Below are 24,690 nucleotides of genomic sequence, written 5' to 3'. Positions count from 1 at the left end.
GTATCTGAAGATGATCAGACACTCCTTTCCTTTGTTTTCGCATGTGAGCGGACCGCCCATAAAAATAACGCGCCAAACAGAAAAATGCCGGCAGTGACATAAAAGACAGCTGGAATCCCGTAATGACTCGCCACAATGCCGCCGATTACCGGACCGACGACATTCCCAAGAAAGCGGAAGCTGACATTGTATCCGAGCACTTCTCCTTGCATAGAAGCAGGTGCTTTAATCCGGATATACGCCGTCGTACACGGAATAATTCCGCCAAGTGCCATCCCGTATAGGAAACGGAAAATGACTAACATGACGTACGAATCCGCCATCGCTTGCGGGATGAATAAAATAGAGGAGAGGATGAGAAGGGCAAGGAGCACCTTGTCATGACCAATTCGATCTCCGAGATCTCCCCATTTTCGCGTAAACAGCAAATTGCCAAGTCCAGTTGCAGAAAAAGCAAGCCCCGCATAAAAAGCGAGATTGACAGGACCATGTAAATCATGAATGTATAAAGCCAAAAGCGGCTGAATGCTAAAGTTCCCTACTTGTGTAATAAACGTTAAAAGCATCGTGACGACAAGCAAAGGCTGTTTGAAAATGTGAAAGAGTACATCCTTCCGTGAGTAAGAAACACGCTTTGCTTCTTTTGACCGGATCGGCTGTTCTTTCACTCCGAAGATAATCACAATAGCTGACACATAAATGACAGCCGCTGTCAGGAAAAACGTATAAATAAATCCGACGCTGTCTGCCATGAATCCACCCATTAATGGACCAAACAATCCTCCGGCAACATTACTCATCTGCATCGTTCCAAGGGTTTTACCGGCAGTTGCCTTTTCGGTCTGTGCAGAAATCAGTGCCATTGAAGTCGAGATAAAGCCTGTGACAAGCCCCATGAAGAGCCTTAGTGCGAATAGCTGATACACAGTGTGCACAAGCCCCATTAATAGAATACTTGTGGCGATGCCAATTCCGTTAATTAATAAAATCTTTTTATAGCCATGCCGGTCGCCAATCCGCCCCCAAATCGGAGAAATCAGGAAGGCCGTTAAAAACGTGACTCCAAAGACATAGCCGCTCCATCTTTGAACAAATTCATTTGAATAGCTGCTATCAAGAGATTCTATGTAAAGTGATAAAAAAGGGACGATCATTGTAATGCTCGCAGATACAAAAAAGTTCACAAACCACATGATGTACAAGTTTTTCTTCCTGTTTGTGATAGAGACCACCTTCTTTATTTATTTCGTGTTCCTTAATAATTATAAAGGAAAATAAACGATCTTTCATCAGATGAATAGGTTGGGCATAGTGAATCTGCATTATTTTCACGAAAATGAAGTGATTTCAAGGTCCGTCTTAATATAATGGTATGAGAATGAAAAGCTGACGAAAAAGTGAGGTGAAACTGGTGGAACAGAAGACGGTGCTTGTGGTCGATTTTGAATTTACGATGCCTGATGGAAAATATCATCCGCAAAATTTTTTTCCTGAAATTATTGAAGCTGGAGTAGTGAAAGCAGCAGATGAAACGATCATAGACACATTCTCTAGCTACGTCAAACCGAAAAAGTTCCCGAAGCTGACGAAGCGCTGTAAATCTTTCCTCGGAATTACGCAGGAGGATGTAGAGAGCGGAATTTCATTTGAGGAATTTATCGAGAAGCTCGTGTCACTTGATGGGGGAGAGAATTGTGCAATTATTACGTGGGGCAACATGGACATGAAGGTATTGAAGCAAAATTGTATGCTCAATCACATTGCCTTTCCTTTTAAGGGGAAGCTGAGGGACCTGGCCTTTGAATATAAAACCTTTTTTGGTGACCGCACACTGACAGGGCTTCGAAAAGCAGCAAAGGAATACGGCAGTGAAGGAGCTGGTAAGCATCATAAAGCACTCGATGATGCCATGACGACTTATCAGCTGTTAACCCTTTTTGAAAAAGACAGAGCCTATGTGGAAAATCCGCAAACAACCAAAATTGGTGAGCTGATCGATTTCTCACATTTTTTTGATTCGGCTGATTAGCGGACGTCTTCTGGAAAATAATCTTTCTCAAGAGAAGATAGGCACGCTCTTGATTTTTCAGCCCATTTGGAATCATCCGCACGGAGTGCTTGTTTCAATTTATCTACAGCTTCTTTCAGTGACTCTTCATAATCAGGGATATCGCCATCATAAGGCTTCACCATATGATGAGGGATATTTGTCTGTTCTCTATAGGCCAAAGCCCGCCTCTCTTGGAAAAAAGGCACGTCTGCTTCTTTCGGATGATGCAGGTCGCCTTGAGTGGGATGTGTCAGAACGGCTTTTACTTGAACGAGATAGGTCGATGGTTTCACTGCTGTCACTTCCCCAACGTATACACCTGTTTTATAAAAACCTTTCACAACTTGTCCAATTTGAATGTCTGTCATGTGAAATTCCTCCATTTCCTTCTCATAGGAAGGTATTTCATTTCTTTTAGCCAATATAGTGAAGTAAACGAGCAAAAGGGGGAATGGCGAGATGTCATTCATCGTACTTTTTCTACTATATTTTCCTGAAGATAAAAGGGAGTACATCCCGGCGGCGATCACCACGGTGATTTTCTTTATTGCTGCGTTTATTTGTTTTCGTCTCATCGTGCGTGCGTCTAAGAAGCAGGAGCGGATAGATGAAAAAAGAACAAAAAAAATGGATTAATCATTTTCTTCTTGTATCTTCAGGAAATTTCACGGTGACGGTTGTTCCAGACTGCAGCGAGCTTTTGAAACGTATGGTTCCATGGTGATTTTCAATAATTGAAAAAGTCACTGTCAGCCCAAGTCCAGTTCCTTTGTTTTTCAAGGTGTAATACGGTTCGCCAAGCTTTTTCATTTGGCTTTCTGTCATACCTACACCGTTATCAACGAAATAAAGGCAGATTTTATGATTTTCTTTCGAAGCAAAAAGTTCAACCTTTCCTTCATGTTCGGGAGCTGCTTCTATCGCATTTTTGATTAAATTAATCATGACTTGCTTGATCTTCGTTACGTCACCTTGAATGTATAAGTCAGGTTCAATGGATTGATGAATCGTGACCGATTTAAAATTTGCATAGGATGTCATCAGTGATGCACATTCCTCAAGTAATTTAGATAGATTAAGAGATTCAATTTGATAATAGTTTTGTTTTGCAATGTCAAGATAACTCGTAATAATGTCCTGAGCCCGGTCTAATTCGGACAGAACGAGATTTTTATAATCTTTATTGGCAGGCGGCTCTTTTGTATGATCACTCGAAAAGAGCAATTGAATAAACCCTCTCACAACTGTCAGCGGATTGCGTACTTCATGGGCGACACTTGCAGCAAGTTCACTTACAATGGTCAGTTTTTCTGACTGGACAAGCTGTGTTCTCATTTCCGCATTTTCTTTAACGAATTCAATACAATAGATACTGAGCACAAGAAAGAATATGTAGTAAAGAGTTGAGAAAAATAACTCAAGGAGCTTTTGCTGCATAATAAAAGCTGGGCTGTATTCAAGTAAGCTGACCGCAAGCAGTCCAATGTAAATAAAGAATCCTTTGGATAAACCGATAAGCACTCCGTAAAAAAGCTTATTTGGCTTCGAATATTGATGCCATTTTCGGTAGAACAGGAATGGGATGAAAAAGTAAATTGGGACAACAATGAGTCCAATCCATAAGAAAGAGCCATACATCACGAATTTGACAATGATGCTTATCAAGATGGCAACGCTCCCCGCCATGTATCCTCCGTATAAAATAGCAAGTACAAGGGGAATAGATTGAAGCCCAGTCTGCAAATCTAAAATCGAACCAACTGGATACATAATACATAGTGCTGAAGAGATGGATGCGAATACTGTGATGAGCAGTTTATTCGTTTTTGGGAAATGAGCAGGGGTCCGGCTTAACCATAGCGCATGATATAAAAAGATTGGAAATAGAATAAAAGATACATGGAGCAGAAAATCCTTGAACATTTCCATTTAAATGCTCTCCTCGTAAATAATAGTAATTCCTCTCATTATATCATTTCATGTACAAAGTAGATATGATAAAAGGAGGGTTTTTTTCTTTAAAAAGAACACCCGTTAGGATGTTCTTTCTACCGTATAGATCTTATTCAGCTGATGGCGTGAACGCTTGATGAAGACGTTTCAGTCCTTCTTTGACTGTTGAAGCAGGACAGCCGAGATTCATCCGAATAAAGCCGTCTCCTTCGTGTCCGTACACGTGGCCAAGCTCTAGGATCACTTTCCCTTTTTTTAGCAGATTCCGCTTTAATTCCGCTAGACTGTATTGATAATCCTGAATGTCCAGCCACAATAAATAAGAAGCATCTGGTTTCATATAACGCATATTTGGAAGATATTCGTCAATATAATCCATGGCCATCTTCATGTTGCCTTCGAGATAAAGAACAAGGGCATCAAGCCACTCATCCCCGTGACGGTATGCTGCTTCCATCGCTGGAATCGCAAATGCATTCAGTTTGGACAGTCCGTTTCTTTGCAATTCATTGGTGAAAAGGGTTCTTTTTTCTTCATCTGAAATGATAATAGCAGATGCCTGCAGACCCGCTAGATTAAAGGTTTTACTCGGCGCAATACACGTTACCGTGATATGTGCAATGTCGTCAGAAAGGCTGGCGAAGGGCACATGCTGCTTCCCGTAAAGCATTAAATCTGAATGAATCTCATCTGAAACGACTGTGACTCCATGCTTCACACAGAGGTCTCCAACTCGCTTTAATTCCTCTTTTGTCCACGCTCTTCCAGACGGATTATGCGGATGACATAGGAACATCAGCTTTGCTTGTGGCCTGCTCAGTTTTTTCTCTAAATCATCAAAATCCATCATATAACGGTTGTTTTCTATTTTTAAAGGATTGGTTGAGACTGTACGTCCATTTCGCTCAATCATTTGATAAAAAGGTGTATACACTGGTGACTGTATAACTACTTCGTCATGCGGTGCTGTAAAGGCTTGAACTGCAAAACTAAGAGCCGTTACGATGCCTGGTGTAAAAGTGACCGCTTCTGTCTGAATGGTCCATCCGTGTCTTCTTTTGAGCCATCCAGCTACTGCCTGCTGCGTATCCTGATCTTGAAATGCATAGCCAAATACACCATGGTCTAATCGCTCTTTCAATGCATCAAGGACGACCTGCGGCGCTTTAAAATCCATATCGGCCACCCACATCGGGAGGGCATCTGTTGTCAGGAACAAAGACTCTGCTTGATCCCATTTCACTGATTTTGAACCTTTACGTATGATCTGTTCGTCGAAATTCATGAAACCCACCTCTAGCTGTTTTTCAACCATTCTTGGTTGTGCTAAAATAAACATCACAAAATTTATTATAAGCGGTGATACCGATGAAAGATAGTCAAGCTGTAGAAGAGATGATTCAATTCATTAAGGCATGGGACCCTTTTCATTATGGAGAGGATTTTTATGAAACGGAGCCTGCTGACGTCATCAGTGCATTATACGACGCAGAAGATCCGTTAACTTTAGCAAAAGAGATTCAAGCCATCTACCATCACTCATTTGAACAGCTTCTTCCGATAGAGAGCTGTCAGCATACAGCGAATCAGCTTTTTGTCTTGCGAGACAACAGCTCCTGTTCACGCTAAGACAGGCTGAAATGTCCGATTTGATCAGACACAAAGACCGGATTTTCCTCAGGAATGAGGTGCCCGGTTTTTTTTAATGCATGTAAGGTCGAATTCGGCAGATCTTTGTGCAGTCTTTCGCCTATTTGAATGGGAACGATTCGATCTTCCTCGCCCCAAATAAGCAGCACGGGTGTTTCCATTTTCTTTAAAACGTCCGAGGTTAAATCTCCTTCCCGGTGCCGAATCAAACGAAAGATTCCCCGAAAGATTTGATCATCTGAAAACGGTTTTAAATATCCGTCGACCATCTCTTGATCAATGATGGAGTGATCATGCACAACAGCCGTTAAATTTTTCATAATGCCTTGCTTTAAAAGCTTTCTTTTTAGATACAGATAAAAATAAGGAATATATGTGCTGTAAACAAGTGATCTTTTTGACTTATTTAAATATCCTGAGCTGCACAAAAGAACCGCCTTTTCAAATAGGTCCGGCCGTTCAGTAGCAGCGTATAAGGCGATTTGTCCGCCCATTGAATGGCCGACTAGAATTGCATGCTGAATCTGTAAATAACCAGCTAGCTCTATAATAATTTTTCCCATGTTGCGATAGCTGTAAATAAACGTATTCGACTTCTCGGACTGTCCAAATGGCGGCAGATCAATCGCAATTAAGTTGAAGTCCTGTTTCAGAAGCGGGATGAGCTTTCGATAGCTGAAGGTAGAAGAGAAGAGACCGTGAATTAAGATCAATGTCTTCTTGCCTTCATTTGGATAGTGCTCGTAATAGATATCTAAACCGAATGTACTTTTCATATAAGCTGGCTGAACAATGTCCACATTCTTCACTCCGATACTTGATACTCTCTCTGTTAGGTGACTGTATTGTACCCTAAAAAGTGGATTTTAAGCTATCATTAGAATCTTTTCCCTGCTTAGCATAATGGGAAAAACGTGCTATAATGTTCAGAAGATTTTTTAAAACTAGCTTTTATAATCTGAGGTGTGAAATCAAATGAAACTAACAGAAAAAGAAACTGAAATATTAGAGATTTTAGATGAAAACAGCCGCGCCGATTTAAATACAATTGCAAAAATGGCAGGCGTGACAACAGAAGAAGCCGAAGCCATCATTCAAAAACTTGAAGATCAAAAAGTCATTATTGATTATTCAACCATGATTGACTGGCGAAAAGTGGATGGCCATGAAGGCGTTACAGCAATGATTGATGTAAAAGTGACACCAAAAAGAGGCGTCGGATTTGATGAAATTGCTGAACGGATTTATCGGTTTCAGGAAGTGGAATCTGTCTATCTCATGTCAGGTGTTTACGATTTATCCGTTGTGATCCGCGGAAGATCAATGTCTGATATTGCCCGCTTCGTATCTGAAAAATTATCGACACTTGATTCCGTTGTTTCAACAACTACCCACTTTATTTTGAAAAGATATAAACATGATGGGAAAGTGTTTGAAACAGGAGACGATGACAAAAGAATCGTGGTGTCTCCTTAAATGAAAAAGTCTTATTTATCTGAAACGGTACAAAGCATTCAGCCGTCAGGTATTCGGAAATTCTTTGATTTGGCTGCCACAATGGAAGGGGTTATCTCCCTTGGTGTGGGTGAGCCAGATTTCGTGACAGCTTGGAATGTCAGAGAAGCAAGTATTATGTCATTAGAACAGGGACTGACCTCTTATACGGCGAATGCCGGTTTAATTTCTTTGCGAAAAGAACTGAGCCACTACTTATATAAGCGGTTTCACATTGACTACAGTCCAGAAGAAGAACTCATTATCACAGTTGGCGGAAGCCAGGCACTTGATCTGGCCTTTCGTGCGATTTTAAACAGCGGGGATGAAGTGATCATTCCAGAACCTTGTTTCGTAGCATACGGGGCACTTACGACACTTGCAGGCGGAGTGCCTGTCTATTTAAGTACATCCGCTGAAAAAGATTTCAAAGCAGATTCTGCGGATCTTCGCACGAAGCTGACGCCGAAGACAAAAGCCATTTTGCTTTGCTCGCCATCAAATCCGACTGGGTCTGTTTATTCAAAGGAAGAGCTTGAAGATATTGCTCAATTTGCGAAAGAGCATGACCTGCTTATTATTACGGATGAGATTTATGCAGAGCTGACGTACGATGAAGCTTTTACAAGCGTCGCAGCTATTCAAGATATGAAGGAAAGAACGATCTTGATTTCAGGCTTTTCTAAAGGGTTTGCCATGACGGGCTGGCGTTTAGGATATGTGGCAGCACCACCTGTACTGCGGGATGCCATGCTGAAAATACATCAATATTCTATGATGTGCGCACCGGCGATGGCACAATATGCGGCAGAAGAAGCATTAAAAAATGGGCTTGAAGATGTAGAGAAAATGAAGAAAAGCTACAGAAGACGCCGTAATTTGTTTGTCGGCTCCTTAAATGAACTAGGACTGACATGCCATCAGCCAAACGGAGCGTTTTACGCGTTCCCATCGATTAAAAGCACAGGCATGACTTCAGAACAATTTGCTGAGGAGCTGCTCCTAAGTGAAAAAGTCGCTGTTGTTCCTGGGAATGTATTCGGACCGAGCGGTGAAGGTCATATCCGCTGTTCATATGCTTCGTCACTTGATCATCTTCAGGAATCACTTTCAAGAATTCAGCGCTTTTTGCAGGCTCGACAAGTGAAGGAAGAAGCATCAGCCATCTTAAAATAAAAAAAGGCATCAATCCAAACGGACTCATGCCTCACAAATTAGGGGGGAATACTAGAAAGCATTCTTGTTTTCAGGTATTCCCCCTTTTGTTCTCATCTAAACCCATTTAAAAAATATTTTGCGTAACTGCCCGTTCTGTGATATAGTTTTTAATTGCGTATAAACGAATATTAAAACATTTATTTAGGAGTTGTTATCATGGCGACAAAGTTTGAAGTAGGCAGTGTTTACACTGGTAAAGTAACAGGATTACAAGCGTATGGTGCGTTTGTTGCATTAGATGAAGAAACTCAAGGACTTGTGCATATTTCTGAAGTAACACATGGCTTTGTAAAAGACATCAACGAGCACCTTTCAATTGGTGACGAAGTACAAGTAAAAGTTCTTTCTGTTGATGAAAATGCAGGTAAAATCAGCCTTTCTATCCGTGCGACACAAGAAGCACCTGAAAGAAAAGAAAGCAAACCAAAGAAACAAAGACCACAGCAAGTGAAAGAAGAAGCTGCTGCACCACAAGGTTTCAATACACTTAAAGATAAACTTGAAGAGTGGATTGAGCAATCAAACCGTAAAGATCTTATCAAGAAATAATAAAAAAGCACCGCTTCAAACGGTGCCTTAGATTGTTGACAAAGGGCTAAAATGATCTTTATTTTAGCCCTTTGTCTTCTTTTTCAGCGTGATAGAAAACCTTTGAAGTCTAGGAAGGGCTGCTACTTTTGCGGAGCGAATTTAGAATTCTTGAGCACCAGCGCGCAGACCTGACAAAGAATGCGAGGGTTTGTCTACACGCTGAGGCTGCCTCATGTAGGCAGCCTTTTTTTATGTCCTTTTATTTAACGAACTTCTGGGTTCGGCTCGTCACGGCGAACAGCTTCTTCGCTTGGTTTGAACAACAGACCAAGGTTGACAAGACCTGCAATTCCAACAAGACCATAAATAATACGTGATAATGCAGAACCTTGTCCGCCAAAGATCGCTGCTACTAAGTCAAATTGAAAAAAGCCGATTAGTCCCCAGTTAATAGCACCGATAATCGTGAGCACGAGGGCAATACGCTGAATAGCACTCATCGTGATTCCTCCTTTCGCTACAGCATCAATACATTTATATTTTGCAGATTTTTAGCCAAACTATGCGTAAGAAAATGGATGAAAGCAAATTACTTTACTTTTGGAATGAATGAGGCGCATAATGTAGCGCGAGGAGGAGATCACATGGATCGATTTACTTATTGGAACCCAACGAAATTAATTTTTGGAAAGGGAGAAGTATCAGCCCTTTCAGATGAACTCAAACACTACGGAAAAAACGTATTACTTGTATATGGTGGAGGCAGTATTAAACGAAACGGCCTTTATGACCAAGTTGTCAGCATCCTAAAAGAATCAGGAGCTGCCATCACTGAACTTGCTGGTGTAGAGCCTAACCCGCGCTTAACAACAGTAAGAAAAGGGGTAGAGCTTTGCAAAGAAAACAACATTGATTTTATTTTGGCAGTTGGCGGCGGCAGTGTCATTGATGCCACAAAAGCAATCGCAGCTGGTGCGAAGTACGATGGAGATGCTTGGGATATCGTGACACGCAAACACGTCCCAATGGAAGCTATTCCGTTCGGTACTGTGTTAACACTTGCCGCAACAGGCTCTGAAATGAACTCAGGATCAGTTATCACAAACTGGGAAACAAATGAGAAGTATGGCTGGGGAAGTCCAGCAGTTTTCCCGAAATTCTCTATTCTTGATCCAGTTAACACATTCACTGTGCCTAAAAATCATACGATCTATGGCATGGTTGACATGATGTCACATGTGTTCGAGCAATATTTCCATCACACAGAAAATACACCTTATCAAGATCGTATGTGTGAAGGACTTCTTCGCACTGTCATTGAAACGGCACCGAAGTTGATCAACGATCTAGAGAACTACGAGCTGCGTGAAACGATTTTATTCACTGGCACAATTGCACTTAATGGCATGCTTTCAATGGGGGCACGTGGTGACTGGGCATCTCATAACATTGAGCATGCAGTATCTGCTGTCTATGATATTCCTCATGCAGGCGGTCTTGCGATCTTGTTCCCGAACTGGATGAAACATGTGATTCAAGAAAACCCAGGCCGTTTTAAACAATTAGCGGTGCGTGTATTCGATGTAGATCCTGCGGGCAAAACAGACGAAGAAGTTGGCTTAGAAGGAATCGACAAGCTGTCAGCTTTCTGGACAAGTCTTGGTGCACCAAGCCGTTTGGCGGATTATGACATCAACGATGAGAAAATTGATTTAATTGCAGACCGTGCAATGGCACGCGGTGAATTTGGTCAATTTAAAAAGCTGAACAAAGAAGATGTTTTAGCCATTTTGAACGCTTCTTTATAATTGAATAACAAAGGGATAGCTGCTTGCGGGCAGTTATCTTTTTTTGAGTTCATCGTGTACATATGTTACAGTAGTCTTTCATGTTTTTGGATATATTCGTTGTAAGGAGATGTTTCAACAGATGGAGAATTTTATTTACTATAATCCAACTAAATTGATGTTTGGAAAAGGACAGCTAGAAGGACTCAAAAGCGAACTCGCTCGTTATGGAAAACGAGTGTTACTTGTATATGGTGGAGGCAGCATTAAGAAAAATGGCCTTTATGACAAAGTCATCAGTGCGTTAAAAGAAGCAGATGCTGAAGTATTTGAGCTGTCTGGCGTTGAACCAAACCCGCGCCTCACAACAGTGAAGAAGGGAATCGATATCTGCCAAAAGGAGAACATTGATTTCTTATTAGCCGTTGGCGGCGGAAGTGTGATCGACTGTACAAAAGCGATTGCAGCCGGAGCAGAGTATGACGGTGATGTGTGGGATATTATTTCAAAGAAAACAACCGCTCAAAAAGCGCTGCCGTTTGGCACAGTGCTGACACTTGCAGCAACTGGTTCAGAAATGAACCCGGACTCTGTCATCACAAACTGGGAAACGAATGAAAAATATGTGTGGGGCAGCTCTGTCACTCACCCTGCTTTTTCAATTCTAGACCCTGAGCATACGTATTCTGTGCCAGAAAACCAGACGGTGTATGGTATGGTCGATATGATGAGCCACGTTTTTGAGCAATACTTCCATAATGTAAAAAACACGCCTTTACAGGACCGGATGTGTTTTGCTGTTCTTCAAACGGTCATCGAGACAGCACCAAAACTGCTGGAGGACTTACAAAACTATGAGCATCGTGAAACGATTCTCTATGCAGGAACGATTGCTTTAAATGGCACACTGCAAATGGGTTACTTTGGCGACTGGGCGTCCCACACGATTGAGCATGCTGTATCGGCTGTCTATGACATTCCGCATGCAGGCGGGCTTGCTATTCTCTTCCCAAACTGGATGCGCCACACGCTCGATCATAATGTGGAACGCTTTAAAAACCTTATGCTGAACATGTTTGACATCGAAACAGAAGGAAAATCAGATCGTGACATCGCATTAGAAGGAATCGACAAACTGTCAGCTTTCTGGACAAGCCTTGGTGCACCAAGCCGTTTAGCTGATTATGACATTGGTGAGGATCAGCTGGACAAAATTGCCGACATTGCAGCAAAAGAAATGGAATACGGTGGTTTTGGAAACTTTATGAAACTTAACCGTGATGATATTCTAGCGATTTTGAAAGCTTCTTTATAATCCAGATTGCCGCTTTTCATCCAGAAAAGCGGCTTTTTGCTATGCCAGTGACGATCACTTGATTTCAATAGCTAGTTCCGCTAAAGTGAAAGGGACAGAACTAACGTAATGGAGGGCTTACAAGCGATGACACATATTCAATTTGACTACTCGAAAGCGTTACCTTTCTTTCAAGAACATGAGCTTACATATTTAAAAGATTTTGTGAAGGTAGCCCATCATAATATTCATGAACAAACGGGTGCAGGCAGTGACTATTTAGGCTGGGTGGACTTGCCGAAGCAATATGACCGTGAAGAGTTTGCCCGCATTAAAAAAAGTGCAGACAAAATTAAGTCTGACTCTGACGTCCTGCTCGTTGTCGGAATCGGCGGATCATATTTAGGTGCACGTGCGGCGATTGAATTTTTGAACCATTCTTTCTATAACACTTTGCCAAAAGGCAAGCGCAAGACACCGCAAATCATTTTTATTGGAAACAACATCAGTTCTTCTTATTTAACAGATGTGATGGATCTATTGGAAGATGCAGATTTCTCCATTAACGTGATTTCAAAATCTGGTACAACAACAGAGCCAGCCATTGCGTTCCGCATCTTTAAAAAGCTCCTCATTGAAAAATACGGTGCTGAAGAAGCGAAAAAACGTATTTATGCGACAACTGACAAGGCACGCGGTGCACTTAAAACATTAGCAACTGAAGAAGGCTACGAATCATTTATCATCCCTGATGATGTTGGTGGACGCTATTCTGTATTAACAGCAGTCGGTCTTTTGCCAATCGCTGTGAGCGGTGCAGACATTGATCAGATGATGGAAGGTGCGGCAAAAGCAAGCGAAGACTTCGCTTCATCTGAGCTTTCTGAAAATGCAGCTTACCAATATGCTGTCGTCCGCAATGTCCTTTACAATAAAGGCAGAACGATTGAAATGCTGATTAACTATGAGCCAGGCCTGCAATATTTCGCAGAATGGTGGAAGCAATTATTTGGTGAAAGTGAAGGGAAAGATGAAAAAGGAATCTATCCTTCATCTGCTAACTTCTCAACAGATCTTCATTCACTTGGCCAATATGTTCAAGAAGGAAGAAGAGACTTGTTTGAAACAATCGTCAATGTAGAGAAGCCTCGACATGAGCTTGTAATTGAAGCAGAAGAACAAGACCTTGATGGCTTGAACTATCTAGCAGGAAAAACGGTTGATTTCGTCAATAAAAAAGCATTTGAAGGAACGATGCTTGCCCATACAGATGGAAAAGTACCGAACCTTATCGTGACAATTCCTGAAATGGATGCTTATACATTCGGATACCTCGTGTACTTCTTTGAGAAAGCATGTGCGATGTCTGGATATTTACTAGGCGTCAATCCATTTGATCAGCCTGGAGTAGAAGCTTATAAAGTGAATATGTTTGCTTTACTAGGAAAACCAGGCTTCGAAGAGAAAAAAGCAGAGCTTGAAAGCCGCCTGAAACAATCATAAGAATAAAAAAGCACACCTTTTCATAAAGGTGTGCCTTTTTTGTTTTCTTCAGATTCCTGTGCAAGCTTTCCTATGTTCTGTACATAGAATAATGAATGGAGGAGGGTGAAAAATGAGGACGAATCATATTTATATTCATGATATTTCTGGTCAGGCGATCGTGAACTTTGGCAATGTCGGACGCATTTGTTCTAAGAGTGCTACGAAGGAAACAGCAGGTTCCGGCAGTGATAACGAGACGAATCAATCAACCAATCAAAGCTCATTTGATGCTGCGTTTTCAAACAATGTCCAAATCGCGAGAGGAAATGTATGAATTCCTCTCTTTAACGAACCCTAATACAAAAAGGAGGGTTTCGTATGATTCATGTACCATCCAGGCTGCCTGGTGAAAGCTTTTCACTTTACCATTTAGAAGAAACGATGAAGCCGCTCGGTTACGTCATTAATGGGAACTGGGATTATGATCACGGATATTTTGATTATAAAATTGATAACCGTGATGGCTATACCTTTCTCAGAGTTCCTTTTACAGCCGAGAAAGGCCAGCTCGATCAGCCTGGTGTTGTGGTGAAAATGGGACATCCATTTCTCTTAAAGCATGTCTATCAAGACAAGTTAGATGATCATGCGATGGTTGGAAATGTGGGCGCATCCTTTAACCAATTCCAAGAACCAAAAGAGAAAGATGGGGATGTATCAAAGGCTTATGCTGAGATTGGCTTTTCGCTCGTCAAGGAATTAGAAGACGCACTGCTTTAAAGGCTGATCAGTTCATCCTCTGGATGAAGCTCATAGCTAAAGGGAGGATTCATCATGGGTCCTTCTTTTTTTTGTACGCCGACGATGATCACATGATGCTCTAAAAAATGATGGAGCGCTGTTAAGAATGTTTCTCCGGCTAATGAAGCTGGTACAGGTATGATGGTGACGTGTTTATGCAGCGTCATATGTCGTTTTTTCTTAAACGCCGTGAGTTGTTCCTTTATTAGAAAATGTTCAACCATTAAATGATTGACAGCATCAGAGGTATGAATGACTTGGTTGGCACCAGCACGCTCGGCATTCTTCACGTAACGATCTGTTAAAATTTCAATTAAACAATATAGCGAAGGGTTTAATCCTTTTGCTGCAAGTAAGGTCAAAACACTCTGCATATCGGCTGTCACTTCATTTTCATGCTGATCCGCGGTAATCATCAGTGCATCTGCACCGGTAATGTTGGCTTTACGCAGTGTGACGTCTTCGGTCCCGTGTCCTTTAATAAAATGAACATTCTCTAAAAGAGGCCCCTCTTTCAAGGAGTCATCAATCAGCACAATCGGCATAGCTGGATCAATCGTTTGAAACGACTGAAGCAGTTTGTTCGTTTTCTCATTCCAGCCGACGATAATGAGATGTCCTTTACCCTTAAAGGCTACCTTGCCCTCAACATAATGGTGCTGCTTGCTGAACACAGCGGCGGCAAGTGTGGCGAAATAAGCGGTGACAAAGCTGGCTCCGATAAAAATGAGCGCCATACCTGCCACCTGCCCTGGCATGGTTTGCGGCACAAAATCACCGTAACCAACCGTAGAGACTGTAATAAGCGCCCACCAGATCCCATCAAAGATCGTATGATACTGCTTCGGTTCAAGTAAAACGATTAATTGTCCAAAAAAGAGAAGCAAGAAACAGATGATGATGGCAATTCGAAGATAAAGCGGCCACCTTAGCCAAGCAATAAAGATACGGTTTGATTTCATCGGACTCTTCCTTTCAGGAGACTGCTAATGTCAGTATGCCCGATTGGGAACACATTTTTTCATCTTTGTCATGTATTGAAATAGAACCCATATCTTAAAATAAGGGAGAAGAAGGAGGGAATTCGAATGTCGTTTGTTCAAAAGACCGTACTTCTTTTTATTGGTGTGCATTTTTTATCATCAGCTGTCATCTTACTCGTGTTTGATTTAAATGCTGTGAATCATTTTATGAATGATTTTTCATGGCTGCACTTTTTTCAAGACCTTTATGGTACGGGAACCTTTTATACAGCTTGCTTAGGTGTGTTCTTCTTTTTCATTGGTGCGGTTATCCCCCTGAAAAAGACCTAGTGCTTTTTGCTGTACATGGTACATAAAAGTCATTAAAATTGTAAATAAATATATAAAATAAAAGGAAGCTGATGAGCATGCTGTTTTTTTATTTTTTAACATTTGCCGCATTGGGATTATCATTTTGGGCACAATTTAAAGTGAAGAATAATTTTGAAAAGTATTCAAAGGTTGAAGCATCCAGTATGAAAACAGGTGCTGAAACCGCTCGATATATTTTAGATCGCAACGGGTTATACGACGTGCCTGTTGAACCGGTAAGAGGAACTTTGACTGATCATTACGACCCGACGCAGCGTGTGGTTCGTTTATCTGAACCTGTGTACTACGGCCATTCCATTTCGGCCATTTCAGTCGCATCACACGAGGTTGGACATGCCTTGCAGCATCAGGAATCCTATGGTGCGCTTGTTTTGAGACATAAGATCTTTCCTGTCGTGAACTTTGCATCTGGTGTTGCTCCGCTTCTTTTCCTTGGTGGAATTTTGCTCAGCAGCCTTAACTTAATCGGGCTTGGGATTATTTTGTTCTCAGCAGCTGTATTCTTTCAGCTTGTGACATTGCCTGTCGAGTTTAATGCAAGTTCTCGTGCAAAAGATATCATTGTTTCAGAAGGAATCATTAGAAGCAGTGAAGAAAGAGGTGTGAACAAGGTGTTAAATGCTGCAGCTCTGACGTACGTAGCAGCGGCCCTTGTCTCCCTGTTTGAATTGCTCCGTTTTGTAATGATCTTCCTAAATGGCCGTAATGATTAATTGATGCCAGAGGAGGTGAGCCCTTACCAGTGTTAGGTAAGGGTTTTTTTGTATATTTTAAACGTATTTTTAGTCATATTACTCATTGCTGCGACAGCATTTTTTGTTGTCACTGAATTTGCGATTGTGAAAATTAGAGGCTCTAAAATCAACCAGCTGATCGAAAGCGGTGATAAGAGAGCCATCCATGTTCAAAAGCTGATATCAAATCTCGACGAATATTTATCCGCCTGCCAACTTGGCATTACCATCACGGCCTTAGGTCTAGGGTGGCTGGGTGAACCGACGGTGGAGCATTTTCTGCATCCGCTGTTTGAAAAAATCGGGCTTCATTCTGCATTGACTGACATCCTTTCGTTTATCATCGCATTTGTGATCATTACGTTTTTACATGTCGTGGTGGGAGAGCTCGCGCCTAAAACAATTGCCATTCAAAAGGCAGAGGCCGTCAGCCTTGTGACAGCAAAACCACTCATCTTTTTCTATAAAGTCATGTACCCGTTTATTAAGGCGTTAAATGGGGCTGCACGAAGCATCGTGAAATTATTTGGTTATCATTCTGTCAAAGAACATGAAGTGGCGATCAGTGAGGAAGAATTGCGACTCATTTTATCTGAAAGCTATGAGAAGGGTGAGATTAACCAATCTGAGTACAAATATGTGAATAAAATCTTTGAATTTGATAACCGAGTGGCGAGAGAGATCATGATCCCGCGTACAGAAATTTCAGCCATAGAGATTGAACAGACCTTAGAAGACGTGACCCATTATATGCTGAACGAAAGGTACACACGCTACCCTGTTATTAAAGAAGACAAAGATCATGTGATTGGTGTTATTAATAGTAAAGATGTATTTAAGGCCAGCTTCCTAAATCAAGATGTATCTATTGAAGACTTAATGCGTCCGGTGATCCGAGTGATTGAAAGCACCCCTGTTCAAGAATTGCTCATTTTGATGCAAAAGGAACGGATTCATATGTCAGTGCTCGTAGATGAATACGGAGGTACAGCGGGACTTGTCACAGTAGAGGACATATTAGAGGAAATTGTCGGAGAGATTCGAGACGAATATGATCAGGATGAAACACCTCATATCGTTAAAAAAGGTGATTTTCATTATGTGATGGATGGGAAAGCATTGATTGATGAAGTAAATGATTTATTGGATTTAGCCATTGAAAATGATGATGTTGATACAATTGCAGGCTGGATGATGACGCATAAATTTGATTTTGACATTGGAGATACGATTGAAGCAGAAGGCTGTGAATTTACGATCATTGATGCTGAAGACCACCATATTCGAACCATTGAAGTCAAAAAGGTTCACTTTTCTTAAAAACCTCGCATTGCTTGACGAGGTTTTTTTGCTTGGTAAACTTTAGATAAGAAGATTTGTTTCACATAAAAAGGGTATGGTTTTTATAGAAACATCAAAAAGGAGCAGCTCATATGAAAAAAATCAATGTACAAACAGACAGACGCGATGACATGATCGATGTCACACACGAGGTTCTCCAATATGTCAGGGAAACAGGCATACAAAACGGAACTGTCATCGTCTATTGTCCACATACGACAGCTGGGATCACCATTAATGAAAATGCGGATCCAGATGTGAAACGAGATATGCTTCGCCGGCTTGATGAAGTCTTTCCATGGAAACATCCAAAGGATCGCCATATGGAAGGAAATACGGCAGCACATATGAAAGCGAGTTATATGGGGGCGTCTCAGCATGTTCTCATTCATGATGGAGATCTTGTGCTAGGCACGTGGCAGGGAATCTATTTCTGTGAGTTTGACGGGCCGAGGCATCGTCATTTTTATGTACAAGTGATGTCAAACGAGTAAGAGATGGGGGAAATAAATGGGGGATATCAAAAAGTTGCAAATCGAACATGGAATCATTCAAGCGCCAATGGCAGGAGGAGTTGTGACACCGCAGCTGGCAGCCGCTGTTTCAAATTACGGAGGGCTTGGCAGTCTGGCAAGTGGATATGTGCATCCTGACGATTTAAGACAGCAGATTAGACAGGTCAAACAGCTGACATCTCGCCTGTTTCAGGTCAATGTGTTTGTACCAGAGCCAATTCCTGATGTGAAAAAAGAGGATGTGGCATTTTGGGAGAGGAAACTGCCTGTATGGCCCGAAGCTCATAGGATGCCAAGCGAAGAAGAATTGTGGGATGATTTTGAACAAAAAATCAACATTCTTCTGGAAGAAGACGTTCCGATTGTTTCCTTTACATTTGCCTGTCCAAAAGAACAAACGATTCACCGCCTAAAACAAAAGGGGATCTTTTTAATCGGAACGGCCACAACAAAAGAGGAAGCACTGCTTTTAGAGGAAAAGGGAATGGATGCCATTGTTCTGCAAGGATGTGAAGCAGGAGGGCACCGCGGCACATTTTTACGTGCAAAAGGAGACGCTCTGCTGGGACTCATCAGCCTGATCTCAGATGTCAAACGGGTCTGCCGCGTGCCTTTGATTGCCGCAGGAGGCATCACGGACCGATCAGGTGTCAAAGCAGCGCTAGCGCTTGGAGCAGATGCGGTTCAAATCGGTACACGGTTTTTAGCCAGCAAGGAAAGTGCTGCGGCAGAAGTATATAAGAAGGCTATTTTACAGGCAGAAGGCAGTGAAACAAAGGTGACCAGACTTTTTTCTGGGAAAAGAGCGAGAGGTATTGTGAATCAGTGGATGGAGGATGAAAGCCTGCATGAAGATCGGGTTCTTCCTTATCCAGTTCAGCATGTATGCACAACACCGATGCGAAAAGCAGCTGCTGCCGGCGGTAACCCTGATCAAATGGCTTTGTGGGCAGGACAGGGGGTTGGACGTATTCACTCGATTTTAAGCGTTGAAGACATCATGCACGAACTGACGCAGACATAAAAATCATGATGGGTGGTGTGACAGGATGGACATCTTAAAACATTCCTACCGAAAAAAAGGCCAGATTGAATTTTGGTTTGATGATTTCCCTCATTCTCCTGCTGTCCTTACGCCCATTCGTCATTACTATTTTGTTCGCTACGTGAAATGGAGCCGGCACGACTCGCCGGTTACAAGAAAAGATTTAGAAGAAATGGAGGTCCTTGCGAACACGATGCTTGGCACACTCCAAAATTATCGTAAACGCAAGGCATACAAAAGCCCCTTGTCATAACCAAGAGACAAGAGGCTTTTTTTAGCTGCCAAACATTTGCCTGAGATAAATGACATCCATCCGTGTAGTCTGCGGTAATAAATAAGCGGATTGAACCGCACCTGGCCGTCTTCTCTTATTTAGTTTGTCGATAATTTCTGCCGCTGTTAAAATTCCAAGCCCGTGACCGTAATATTGATCTTCTCCTAAGTAAATCACATTTTCTCCGCGCCATTGCGACTGCTGATAGCTAAACTCTGGATTTTCGAAATATAGACAATCCCCATAGATAAAATCATTCCCGCGCTCTGTATAAATCGACAAAGTATCATAGTGCCAGTCATACAGTGTTAAACTGCGAAGTCTCCGATTAAACTTCTCCTCTCCTACTGTTTGCAAGACCCCCATATAAAACACAATGACAATTGCCGTTGCACATTCAAATGCATATTTTGAACCATTTTCAAAAATGTCTTTAATGCCTCTAGATGGCTCCACTTGATAGCGCAGCTCTAGTGCTCCTGCTTCCGATACTCGCCAAAACGCATCATTTGCACGCGATCTTTGAAAGATGGCAAATGAGGCACCGCTTTTATTCAAATCTCTTGCAGCATTCATAATGTTCGATCTTAAAGTGACCTCAAATAGCAAATCAGATGCTTGCCTATAGCGGAACGTATCATTTGAGGCTTGTAACTGCATCAAAATGCTCCGCTTTTGTCCCTCTAGCTGAAACGATGCCAGCTGCTCATTTGTCACTGGCTGCCCTGAAAGGATAATCATATGAAAAGCGCCCCCTTTTGTATTAGCGTATGCAGGGTGCTTGGGCAAGGAATCAATTTGTGAAAATAAACAAAATAGCATCCTTTTTATTTGAAAAACATGAAAATACTATGAAGATGTCCGATATAAAACATATCGTTTAAAAGGAGGAAAAACATGAAAAGTGCAATAAAATGGTTGAAAAAACCATCGATTTCCAAGAGACTGATTATTTCATTCACACTTGTTCTCGTCTTGCCAATCATTACACTTAGTACAATTTCATATCAGATTGCCAAAGAAGAATTAGATCATGAAATCATGTACGGAGCAAAAGCAAGAGTCAATGATATGAATGACATGATCGAGCAAAAGCTTTTGAATAAAGAAAACGCGGTGAAACTTTTTACTCAAACAACTACTGCTGCAGACTTTAAAAAGAAAAACCAGGACGAACTGTATGAGCATTTTGAAATATACAGCAAAATCAACGAAGATGATGTAGTTGGATTTTATGCAGCAAGTAAAAATCGTGATTTCATTCAGTTTCCTAAAGTAGACATGCCAAAAGGCTATGACCCAACAACACGCGATTGGTATCAGCAAGCGATGCAGGATGAAAAAGGTGAGCCAGTTGTCACCAATCCATACATTTCTGCTACAACAAACGGCATGGTGGTTACGATTGCCCAGCGCCTGAAGGACGGGTCGGGAGCAATCGGAATCGACATTGATGTGCAAGACATTGTTGATAAAATCAAAGAAATTAAAATTGGACGAGAAGGATATCCAATTATTGCAAATAAAAGCAAACAAATTGTAGCCCATCCAGAAGAAAAATCAGGATCTGAAGTCACAGGAAATATTTCATCAATCCTTTACAGCGGCAAAGAAGGAACATCAACTTATGAGAATAAAGGAGAACAAAAACGTATCGTTTTTGTCACAAATGATTTAACAGGTTGGAAAATTGCTGGAACGATGTTTGTATCAGAAACAGAAGAAGCAGCACAGCCAGTTTGGAATTCTGCCATTATTCTTTTAATTACTTCATTTATCCTTGGCGGTGTCGCTATCTTCTTCATCGTTCGCTCGATCACGATTGGACTGAGAAGGCTTGTTGATTTCTCAGAAAAGGTGAGTGAAGGGGATTTAACAGAAACCCTTGAAACCAAATCGAAGGATGAAATAGGAGACCTCACAAGAAGCTTCAGCAAGATGAGTGAATCTCTTCGTGACGTCATTCGCGCTGTACAGCAATCTGTCGACAACGTCGCTTCGGCTTCAGAGGAGCTGACGGCAAGTGCCAGCCAAACGAGTCAAGCAACAGAGCATATCACGATGTCAATTGAACAATTTTCAAATGGAAATGAAGCACAAAACGAGAAAGTCGAATCCAGTACGAATCAGCTTGTGGCAATGAACGAAGGATTACAAGATATGTCACAAACCTCATCTGAAGTGGCTGCTGTCTCACTTCAATCAACAGAGGCGGCTGGTCAAGGCGGCCGAATTGTTGAAAGCACAGCGAACCAAATGAAACATATTGATACATCTGTACAAGAAGCAGAACAGGTCATGAAAGAATTAGAATACAAGTCTAAAGATATTACGAGTATTTTAAATGTCATTAACGGCATCGCGGATCAAACAAACTTACTTGCGCTTAATGCAGCAATTGAAGCAGCAAGAGCAGGTGAATCAGGACGCGGCTTCTCCGTCGTTGCAGAAGAAGTGAGAAAACTAGCTGTCCAATCCGCAGATTCAGCGAAAGAAATTGAGAAGCTTATCCAAGAAATTGTGTTAGAAATTGCTAAATCTCAAGATATGTTCAAAGCAGTCAATCGAGAAGTAAACGCAGGACTTGGTATGACAGAAGAAGCAAAAGAAAGCTTCCAGCACATTTATGAGGCGGCAGAAGGAATGTCGAAAAAACTGTCGCAATTAAACGATACAGCTATTGACCTATCGAGCGGTTCAAAGCTTGTTTCACAAGCGATGCAGGAAATGCGCCAAGTCTCAAGAGACAGCGCAGCAAACATTCAGGACATTGCGGCTTCGGCAGAAGAGCAGCTAGCATCTATGGAAGAAATCACATCTTCTTCTGTGACACTTGCCAACATGGCGGAGGAACTAAAAGAGCTCACAAGTCAATTTAAAATTAATTAAATAATGATGAAAAAGTATCCAGAATTGTCTGGGTATTTTTTTTATTTTTAAACGTCATTTCCAGTCTCTAAAAATACACCTTTCATCCGATATTAACTTTAGAGAAGTAAAGGGGGAAAGTTAAAATGGGAAAAATGATCCAATGGTTCAAAAAACCATCCATTTCAAAAAAATTAATCATTGCCTTCTTGGTAGTTCTTATCCTGCCGACCGTGGCACTGACAATTAGTGCGTTTTTTACATCAAAGACAGAACTAGACAAACAGATTATGGGCAGTGCGATGAGTCAGGTCAATGCATTTGATACCTTAATCAATGAGAATATTGGCAACAAATCAGATGCTGTGACACTGTTCTCAGATTCACTCAAAGCGTCTAATCTTCAAGAAAAAAATAGAAATGCGACCATTAAAGAATTACAGCAATTTGGAAAAATTAATGAAAAAGATGTTTCTGCGATCTATGCAGGCTCTGAAAAGGGATTGTTTATGCAATACCCAGTTCAAAAGATGCCAGATGGCTACGATCCAAGAGAACGTCCATGGTATCAAGAGGCATTGAAAGCAGAAAACGGCAAACAAGTCATCACAAAACCATATGTAGCAGCATCTACAGGCAAAATGGTTATCACAATTGCCCAAAAAACGAAAGATGGTTCAGGTGTCATTGGTCTTGATATGGAAATTGACAGCCTGCTCCAAAAACTAAAAGAAATCAAAATTGGGCAAAAAGGCTATGCTTTCATCATGGAGAAAGATAAAACAGTTTTAGCAGATCCAACCCAAAAGCCAGGAAGTCAGGTCAATGAAAATCTGGCCAGTATTATTTATAAAAACAAAGAAGGAAGCGGCAGCTATACCCTCAAAGGAACAGATAAAAAGGTTGCATATGTCACCAATGAATTAACCGGCTGGAAAATTGGTGGAACGATGCTCGTATCTGAAGTAGAAGAAGCAGCAAAGCCCGTTTTCAATACTGCCATTATCGTATTCAGTGTCACACTCATTGTAGCAGGCACCCTCATTTTCTTTATCGTCCGCTCTATTTCAAAAAGATTATCCAATCTTGCCCGCTTCTCGAAAAAAGTCAGCGAAGGTGATTTACGCGATAAGCTTCAGATCCAGTCAGATGACGAAATTGGACAAGTTGGTAAAGGCTTTAATACAATGATTGATTCATTGCGATCCCTTATTGGAGCCGTTCAAACTTCAGTTGAAAATGTCGCATCTTCATCAGAAGAACTGACTGCCAGTGCAGGACAGACAAGTAAAGCAACAGAGCATATTACACTAGCCATTGAACAATTCTCCAGCGGAAATGAAAGCCAAAATGATAAAGTCGAATTGAGCTCAGTCGAGTTAGAAGAAATGAACCGTGGTCTTCAACATATGAATGAATCGGCTGAATCTATTACGGCTTCATCGATCAAATCAACAGATATCGCAGGAGAAGGCGGCCAGCTTGTTGAAAAAACGGCTTCTCAAATGAATGTCATTGATCAGTCCGTGAAAAAAGCAGAGAACGTCATTAGTGCGCTTGAAAATAAATCTAAAGACATTACCCAAATTCTCGGTGTCATCAATGGAATTGCCGATCAAACGAATTTACTTGCGCTAAATGCAGCGATTGAAGCAGCAAGAGCCGGTGAATCTGGCAGAGGCTTCTCCGTTGTAGCAGAAGAAGTAAGAAAACTGGCGGTTCAATCTGCCAACTCGGCAAAAGAAATTGAGAATTTGATTAAAGAAATCGTGCAAGACATCGACGTATCACAGGAAGTATTCACTGCGGTGAATCGAGAAGTTCAATCAGGCCTAAGCTTCACTGAACAAACGAAAGTAAGCTTCCACAATATTTTCGAAATGACAAAAGAAATTTCTGACCAGCTTCAAACAATGAATCAAACCGTTGTCCAGCTTTCAAAAGGCTCTGCACATGTGTCAGAGGCTGTACGTGAGATTGCAGATGTATCACGTGAAAGCTCGGCAAATATTCAAGACATTGCTGCTTCAGCAGAAGAACAGCTGGCATCAATGGAAGAAATCAGCTCGTCCTCTGCCACACTCTCTTCGATGGCAGAAGAATTACGCGATTTAATTAGCAAATTTAAGGTTGAATAGACAGGAAGAAAAGAGCCTCCAGCTAGAGGCTCTTTTTTATTGGATAAACCAAAAGAAATGGGTATTTATACTTATTTTTTGTTTTTATTGAACATTATTCCTTGAAAAATAATTCATATTACCTAAGAATAGAAGAGAAAGACCACAAATCATAAAT

Annotated in this window: 27 protein-coding genes; 19 read left to right on the top strand and 8 right to left on the bottom strand. The window is 41.4% G+C overall.

The features are described from left to right. Window positions 1-14: 14 nt before the first annotated feature. Window positions 15-1,193, bottom strand: coding sequence for an MFS transporter (locus MHH61_RS04420; protein WP_220396324.1), 1,179 nt, complete (start codon window positions 1,191-1,193; stop codon window positions 15-17). A gap of 218 nt (window positions 1,194-1,411) precedes the next feature. On the opposite strand from MHH61_RS04420, the gene kapD reads away from it, so the two are divergent. After that, window positions 1,412-2,029 carry a 3'-5' exonuclease KapD gene (gene kapD / locus MHH61_RS04415; RefSeq protein ID WP_103131550.1) on the top strand — a complete coding sequence of 206 codons (618 nt, stop codon included), beginning with the start codon at window positions 1,412-1,414 and terminating at the stop codon, window positions 2,027-2,029. Here the strand turns inward: kapD and MHH61_RS04410 are convergent. After that, complete coding sequence (locus MHH61_RS04410; protein WP_025094193.1) at window positions 2,026-2,418, bottom strand: kinase-associated lipoprotein B; 393 nt, start codon at window positions 2,416-2,418, stop codon at window positions 2,026-2,028. The two genes, kapD and MHH61_RS04410, sit on opposite strands and share 4 nt — an antisense overlap. Window positions 2,419-2,509: 91 nt before the next feature. Here MHH61_RS04410 and MHH61_RS04405 point away from each other — a divergent pair, with 91 nt between their 5' ends. Further along, window positions 2,510-2,686, top strand: a complete 177-nt coding sequence (locus MHH61_RS04405) for a hypothetical protein (protein ID WP_162860193.1) — start codon at window positions 2,510-2,512, stop codon at window positions 2,684-2,686. Here the strand turns inward: MHH61_RS04405 and MHH61_RS04400 are convergent, their stop codons facing one another. Further along, complete coding sequence (locus MHH61_RS04400) at window positions 2,687-3,979, bottom strand: HAMP domain-containing sensor histidine kinase (protein ID WP_039181080.1); 1,293 nt, start codon at window positions 3,977-3,979, stop codon at window positions 2,687-2,689. It abuts the gene before it with no gap. A 133-nt stretch (window positions 3,980-4,112) separates the two neighbouring features. Next, window positions 4,113-5,288: a MalY/PatB family protein gene (locus MHH61_RS04395; protein WP_125586185.1), complete on the bottom strand. Its 1,176-nt coding sequence runs from the start codon at window positions 5,286-5,288 to the stop codon at window positions 4,113-4,115. An 83-nt stretch (window positions 5,289-5,371) separates the two neighbouring features. On the opposite strand from MHH61_RS04395, the gene MHH61_RS04390 reads away from it, so the two are divergent. Next, on the top strand, window positions 5,372-5,632 hold the full coding sequence (locus MHH61_RS04390) for a DUF1871 family protein (protein WP_125586187.1): 261 nt from the start codon (window positions 5,372-5,374) through the stop codon (window positions 5,630-5,632). Here the strand turns inward: MHH61_RS04390 and MHH61_RS04385 are convergent. Beyond that, window positions 5,629-6,453, bottom strand: a complete 825-nt coding sequence (locus MHH61_RS04385) for an alpha/beta fold hydrolase (protein ID WP_024425926.1) — start codon at window positions 6,451-6,453, stop codon at window positions 5,629-5,631. The two genes, MHH61_RS04390 and MHH61_RS04385, sit on opposite strands and share 4 nt — an antisense overlap. A gap of 175 nt (window positions 6,454-6,628) precedes the next feature. On the opposite strand from MHH61_RS04385, the gene MHH61_RS04380 reads away from it, so the two are divergent. The 3 genes from MHH61_RS04380 to yugI all read left to right on the top strand — a co-directional run bounded on the left by MHH61_RS04380 (window position 6,629) and on the right by yugI (window position 8,914). Continuing rightward, entirely contained in the window at window positions 6,629-7,129 is a 501-nt protein-coding gene (locus tag MHH61_RS04380; protein WP_003213765.1) for an Lrp/AsnC family transcriptional regulator, read from the top strand. Continuing rightward, entirely contained in the window at window positions 7,130-8,323 is a 1,194-nt protein-coding gene (locus tag MHH61_RS04375) for an aminotransferase (RefSeq protein WP_039181074.1), read from the top strand. 198 nt (window positions 8,324-8,521) lie between these two features. Next, window positions 8,522-8,914, top strand: coding sequence for a S1 domain-containing post-transcriptional regulator GSP13 (yugI, locus tag MHH61_RS04370; protein WP_008345795.1), 393 nt, complete (start codon window positions 8,522-8,524; stop codon window positions 8,912-8,914). A 245-nt stretch (window positions 8,915-9,159) separates the two neighbouring features. On the opposite strand, the gene MHH61_RS04365 is transcribed toward yugI, so the two are convergent. Beyond that, window positions 9,160-9,396 carry a DUF378 domain-containing protein gene (locus MHH61_RS04365; protein ID WP_003212952.1) on the bottom strand — a complete coding sequence of 79 codons (237 nt, stop codon included), beginning with the start codon at window positions 9,394-9,396 and terminating at the stop codon, window positions 9,160-9,162. A gap of 144 nt (window positions 9,397-9,540) precedes the next feature. Here MHH61_RS04365 and MHH61_RS04360 point away from each other — a divergent pair, with 144 nt between their 5' ends. The 5 genes from MHH61_RS04360 to MHH61_RS04340 all read left to right on the top strand — a co-directional run bounded on the left by MHH61_RS04360 (window position 9,541) and on the right by MHH61_RS04340 (window position 14,242). After that, on the top strand, window positions 9,541-10,704 hold the full coding sequence (locus MHH61_RS04360) for an iron-containing alcohol dehydrogenase (RefSeq protein WP_024423295.1): 1,164 nt from the start codon (window positions 9,541-9,543) through the stop codon (window positions 10,702-10,704). Between the two features lie 121 nt (window positions 10,705-10,825). After that, window positions 10,826-11,998: an iron-containing alcohol dehydrogenase gene (locus MHH61_RS04355; protein WP_024423294.1), complete on the top strand. Its 1,173-nt coding sequence runs from the start codon at window positions 10,826-10,828 to the stop codon at window positions 11,996-11,998. Window positions 11,999-12,124: 126 nt separating this feature from the next. Beyond that, a complete protein-coding gene (locus MHH61_RS04350) occupies window positions 12,125-13,480 on the top strand; it encodes a glucose-6-phosphate isomerase (protein ID WP_024425924.1) in 1,356 nt (451 codons plus the stop codon). Window positions 13,481-13,592: 112 nt separating this feature from the next. Then, window positions 13,593-13,796 (top strand): spore germination protein, encoded by a 204-nt coding sequence (locus tag MHH61_RS04345; RefSeq protein WP_235046665.1) that lies wholly within the window; start codon window positions 13,593-13,595, stop codon window positions 13,794-13,796. Window positions 13,797-13,840: 44 nt separating this feature from the next. Then, window positions 13,841-14,242, top strand: a complete 402-nt coding sequence (locus tag MHH61_RS04340; RefSeq protein WP_024423291.1) for a YugN-like family protein — start codon at window positions 13,841-13,843, stop codon at window positions 14,240-14,242. On the opposite strand, the gene MHH61_RS04335 is transcribed toward MHH61_RS04340, so the two are convergent. Beyond that, window positions 14,239-15,225 carry a TrkA family potassium uptake protein gene (locus MHH61_RS04335; RefSeq protein ID WP_125586189.1) on the bottom strand — a complete coding sequence of 329 codons (987 nt, stop codon included), beginning with the start codon at window positions 15,223-15,225 and terminating at the stop codon, window positions 14,239-14,241. The two genes, MHH61_RS04340 and MHH61_RS04335, sit on opposite strands and share 4 nt — an antisense overlap. A gap of 126 nt (window positions 15,226-15,351) precedes the next feature. Here MHH61_RS04335 and MHH61_RS04330 point away from each other — a divergent pair, with 126 nt between their 5' ends. The 6 genes from MHH61_RS04330 (at window position 15,352) to MHH61_RS04305 (ending at window position 19,506) form a co-directional block, all read left to right on the top strand. Next, entirely contained in the window at window positions 15,352-15,576 is a 225-nt protein-coding gene (locus MHH61_RS04330; protein ID WP_024423289.1) for a hypothetical protein, read from the top strand. An 80-nt stretch (window positions 15,577-15,656) separates the two neighbouring features. Beyond that, a complete protein-coding gene (locus tag MHH61_RS04325) occupies window positions 15,657-16,331 on the top strand; it encodes a zinc metallopeptidase (protein WP_024423288.1) in 675 nt (224 codons plus the stop codon). 48 nt (window positions 16,332-16,379) lie between these two features. Further along, entirely contained in the window at window positions 16,380-17,672 is a 1,293-nt protein-coding gene (locus MHH61_RS04320) for a hemolysin family protein (RefSeq protein WP_024423287.1), read from the top strand. Between the two features lie 113 nt (window positions 17,673-17,785). Next, the gene (locus MHH61_RS04315) at window positions 17,786-18,187 is read left to right on the top strand and encodes a secondary thiamine-phosphate synthase enzyme YjbQ (protein WP_024425921.1); all 402 of its coding nucleotides are present in this window, start codon (window positions 17,786-17,788) and stop codon (window positions 18,185-18,187) included. 16 nt (window positions 18,188-18,203) lie between these two features. Then, window positions 18,204-19,232: a nitronate monooxygenase gene (locus MHH61_RS04310; RefSeq protein WP_024425920.1), complete on the top strand. Its 1,029-nt coding sequence runs from the start codon at window positions 18,204-18,206 to the stop codon at window positions 19,230-19,232. 25 nt (window positions 19,233-19,257) lie between these two features. After that, complete coding sequence (locus MHH61_RS04305) at window positions 19,258-19,506, top strand: hypothetical protein (protein WP_024423284.1); 249 nt, start codon at window positions 19,258-19,260, stop codon at window positions 19,504-19,506. Window positions 19,507-19,527: 21 nt separating this feature from the next. Here MHH61_RS04305 and MHH61_RS04300 read toward each other — a convergent pair whose 3' ends face one another. Next, window positions 19,528-20,268: a protein-glutamine gamma-glutamyltransferase gene (locus MHH61_RS04300; protein WP_024423283.1), complete on the bottom strand. Its 741-nt coding sequence runs from the start codon at window positions 20,266-20,268 to the stop codon at window positions 19,528-19,530. A gap of 156 nt (window positions 20,269-20,424) precedes the next feature. On the opposite strand from MHH61_RS04300, the gene MHH61_RS04295 reads away from it, so the two are divergent. Further along, window positions 20,425-22,416 carry a methyl-accepting chemotaxis protein gene (locus MHH61_RS04295; RefSeq protein ID WP_125586191.1) on the top strand — a complete coding sequence of 664 codons (1,992 nt, stop codon included), beginning with the start codon at window positions 20,425-20,427 and terminating at the stop codon, window positions 22,414-22,416. A 125-nt stretch (window positions 22,417-22,541) separates the two neighbouring features. Next, window positions 22,542-24,533: a methyl-accepting chemotaxis protein gene (locus MHH61_RS04290; protein WP_125586193.1), complete on the top strand. Its 1,992-nt coding sequence runs from the start codon at window positions 22,542-22,544 to the stop codon at window positions 24,531-24,533. The last annotated feature ends 157 nt before the right edge of the window (window positions 24,534-24,690 follow it).

The organism is Bacillus sp. FSL K6-3154 (assembly GCF_040869395.1).
GTDB lineage: Bacteria > Bacillota > Bacilli > Bacillales > Bacillaceae > Bacillus > Bacillus safensis.
The sequence above is the reverse complement of the archived record's forward strand: the minus strand, read 5'-3'. Positions and strand labels throughout refer to the sequence as shown.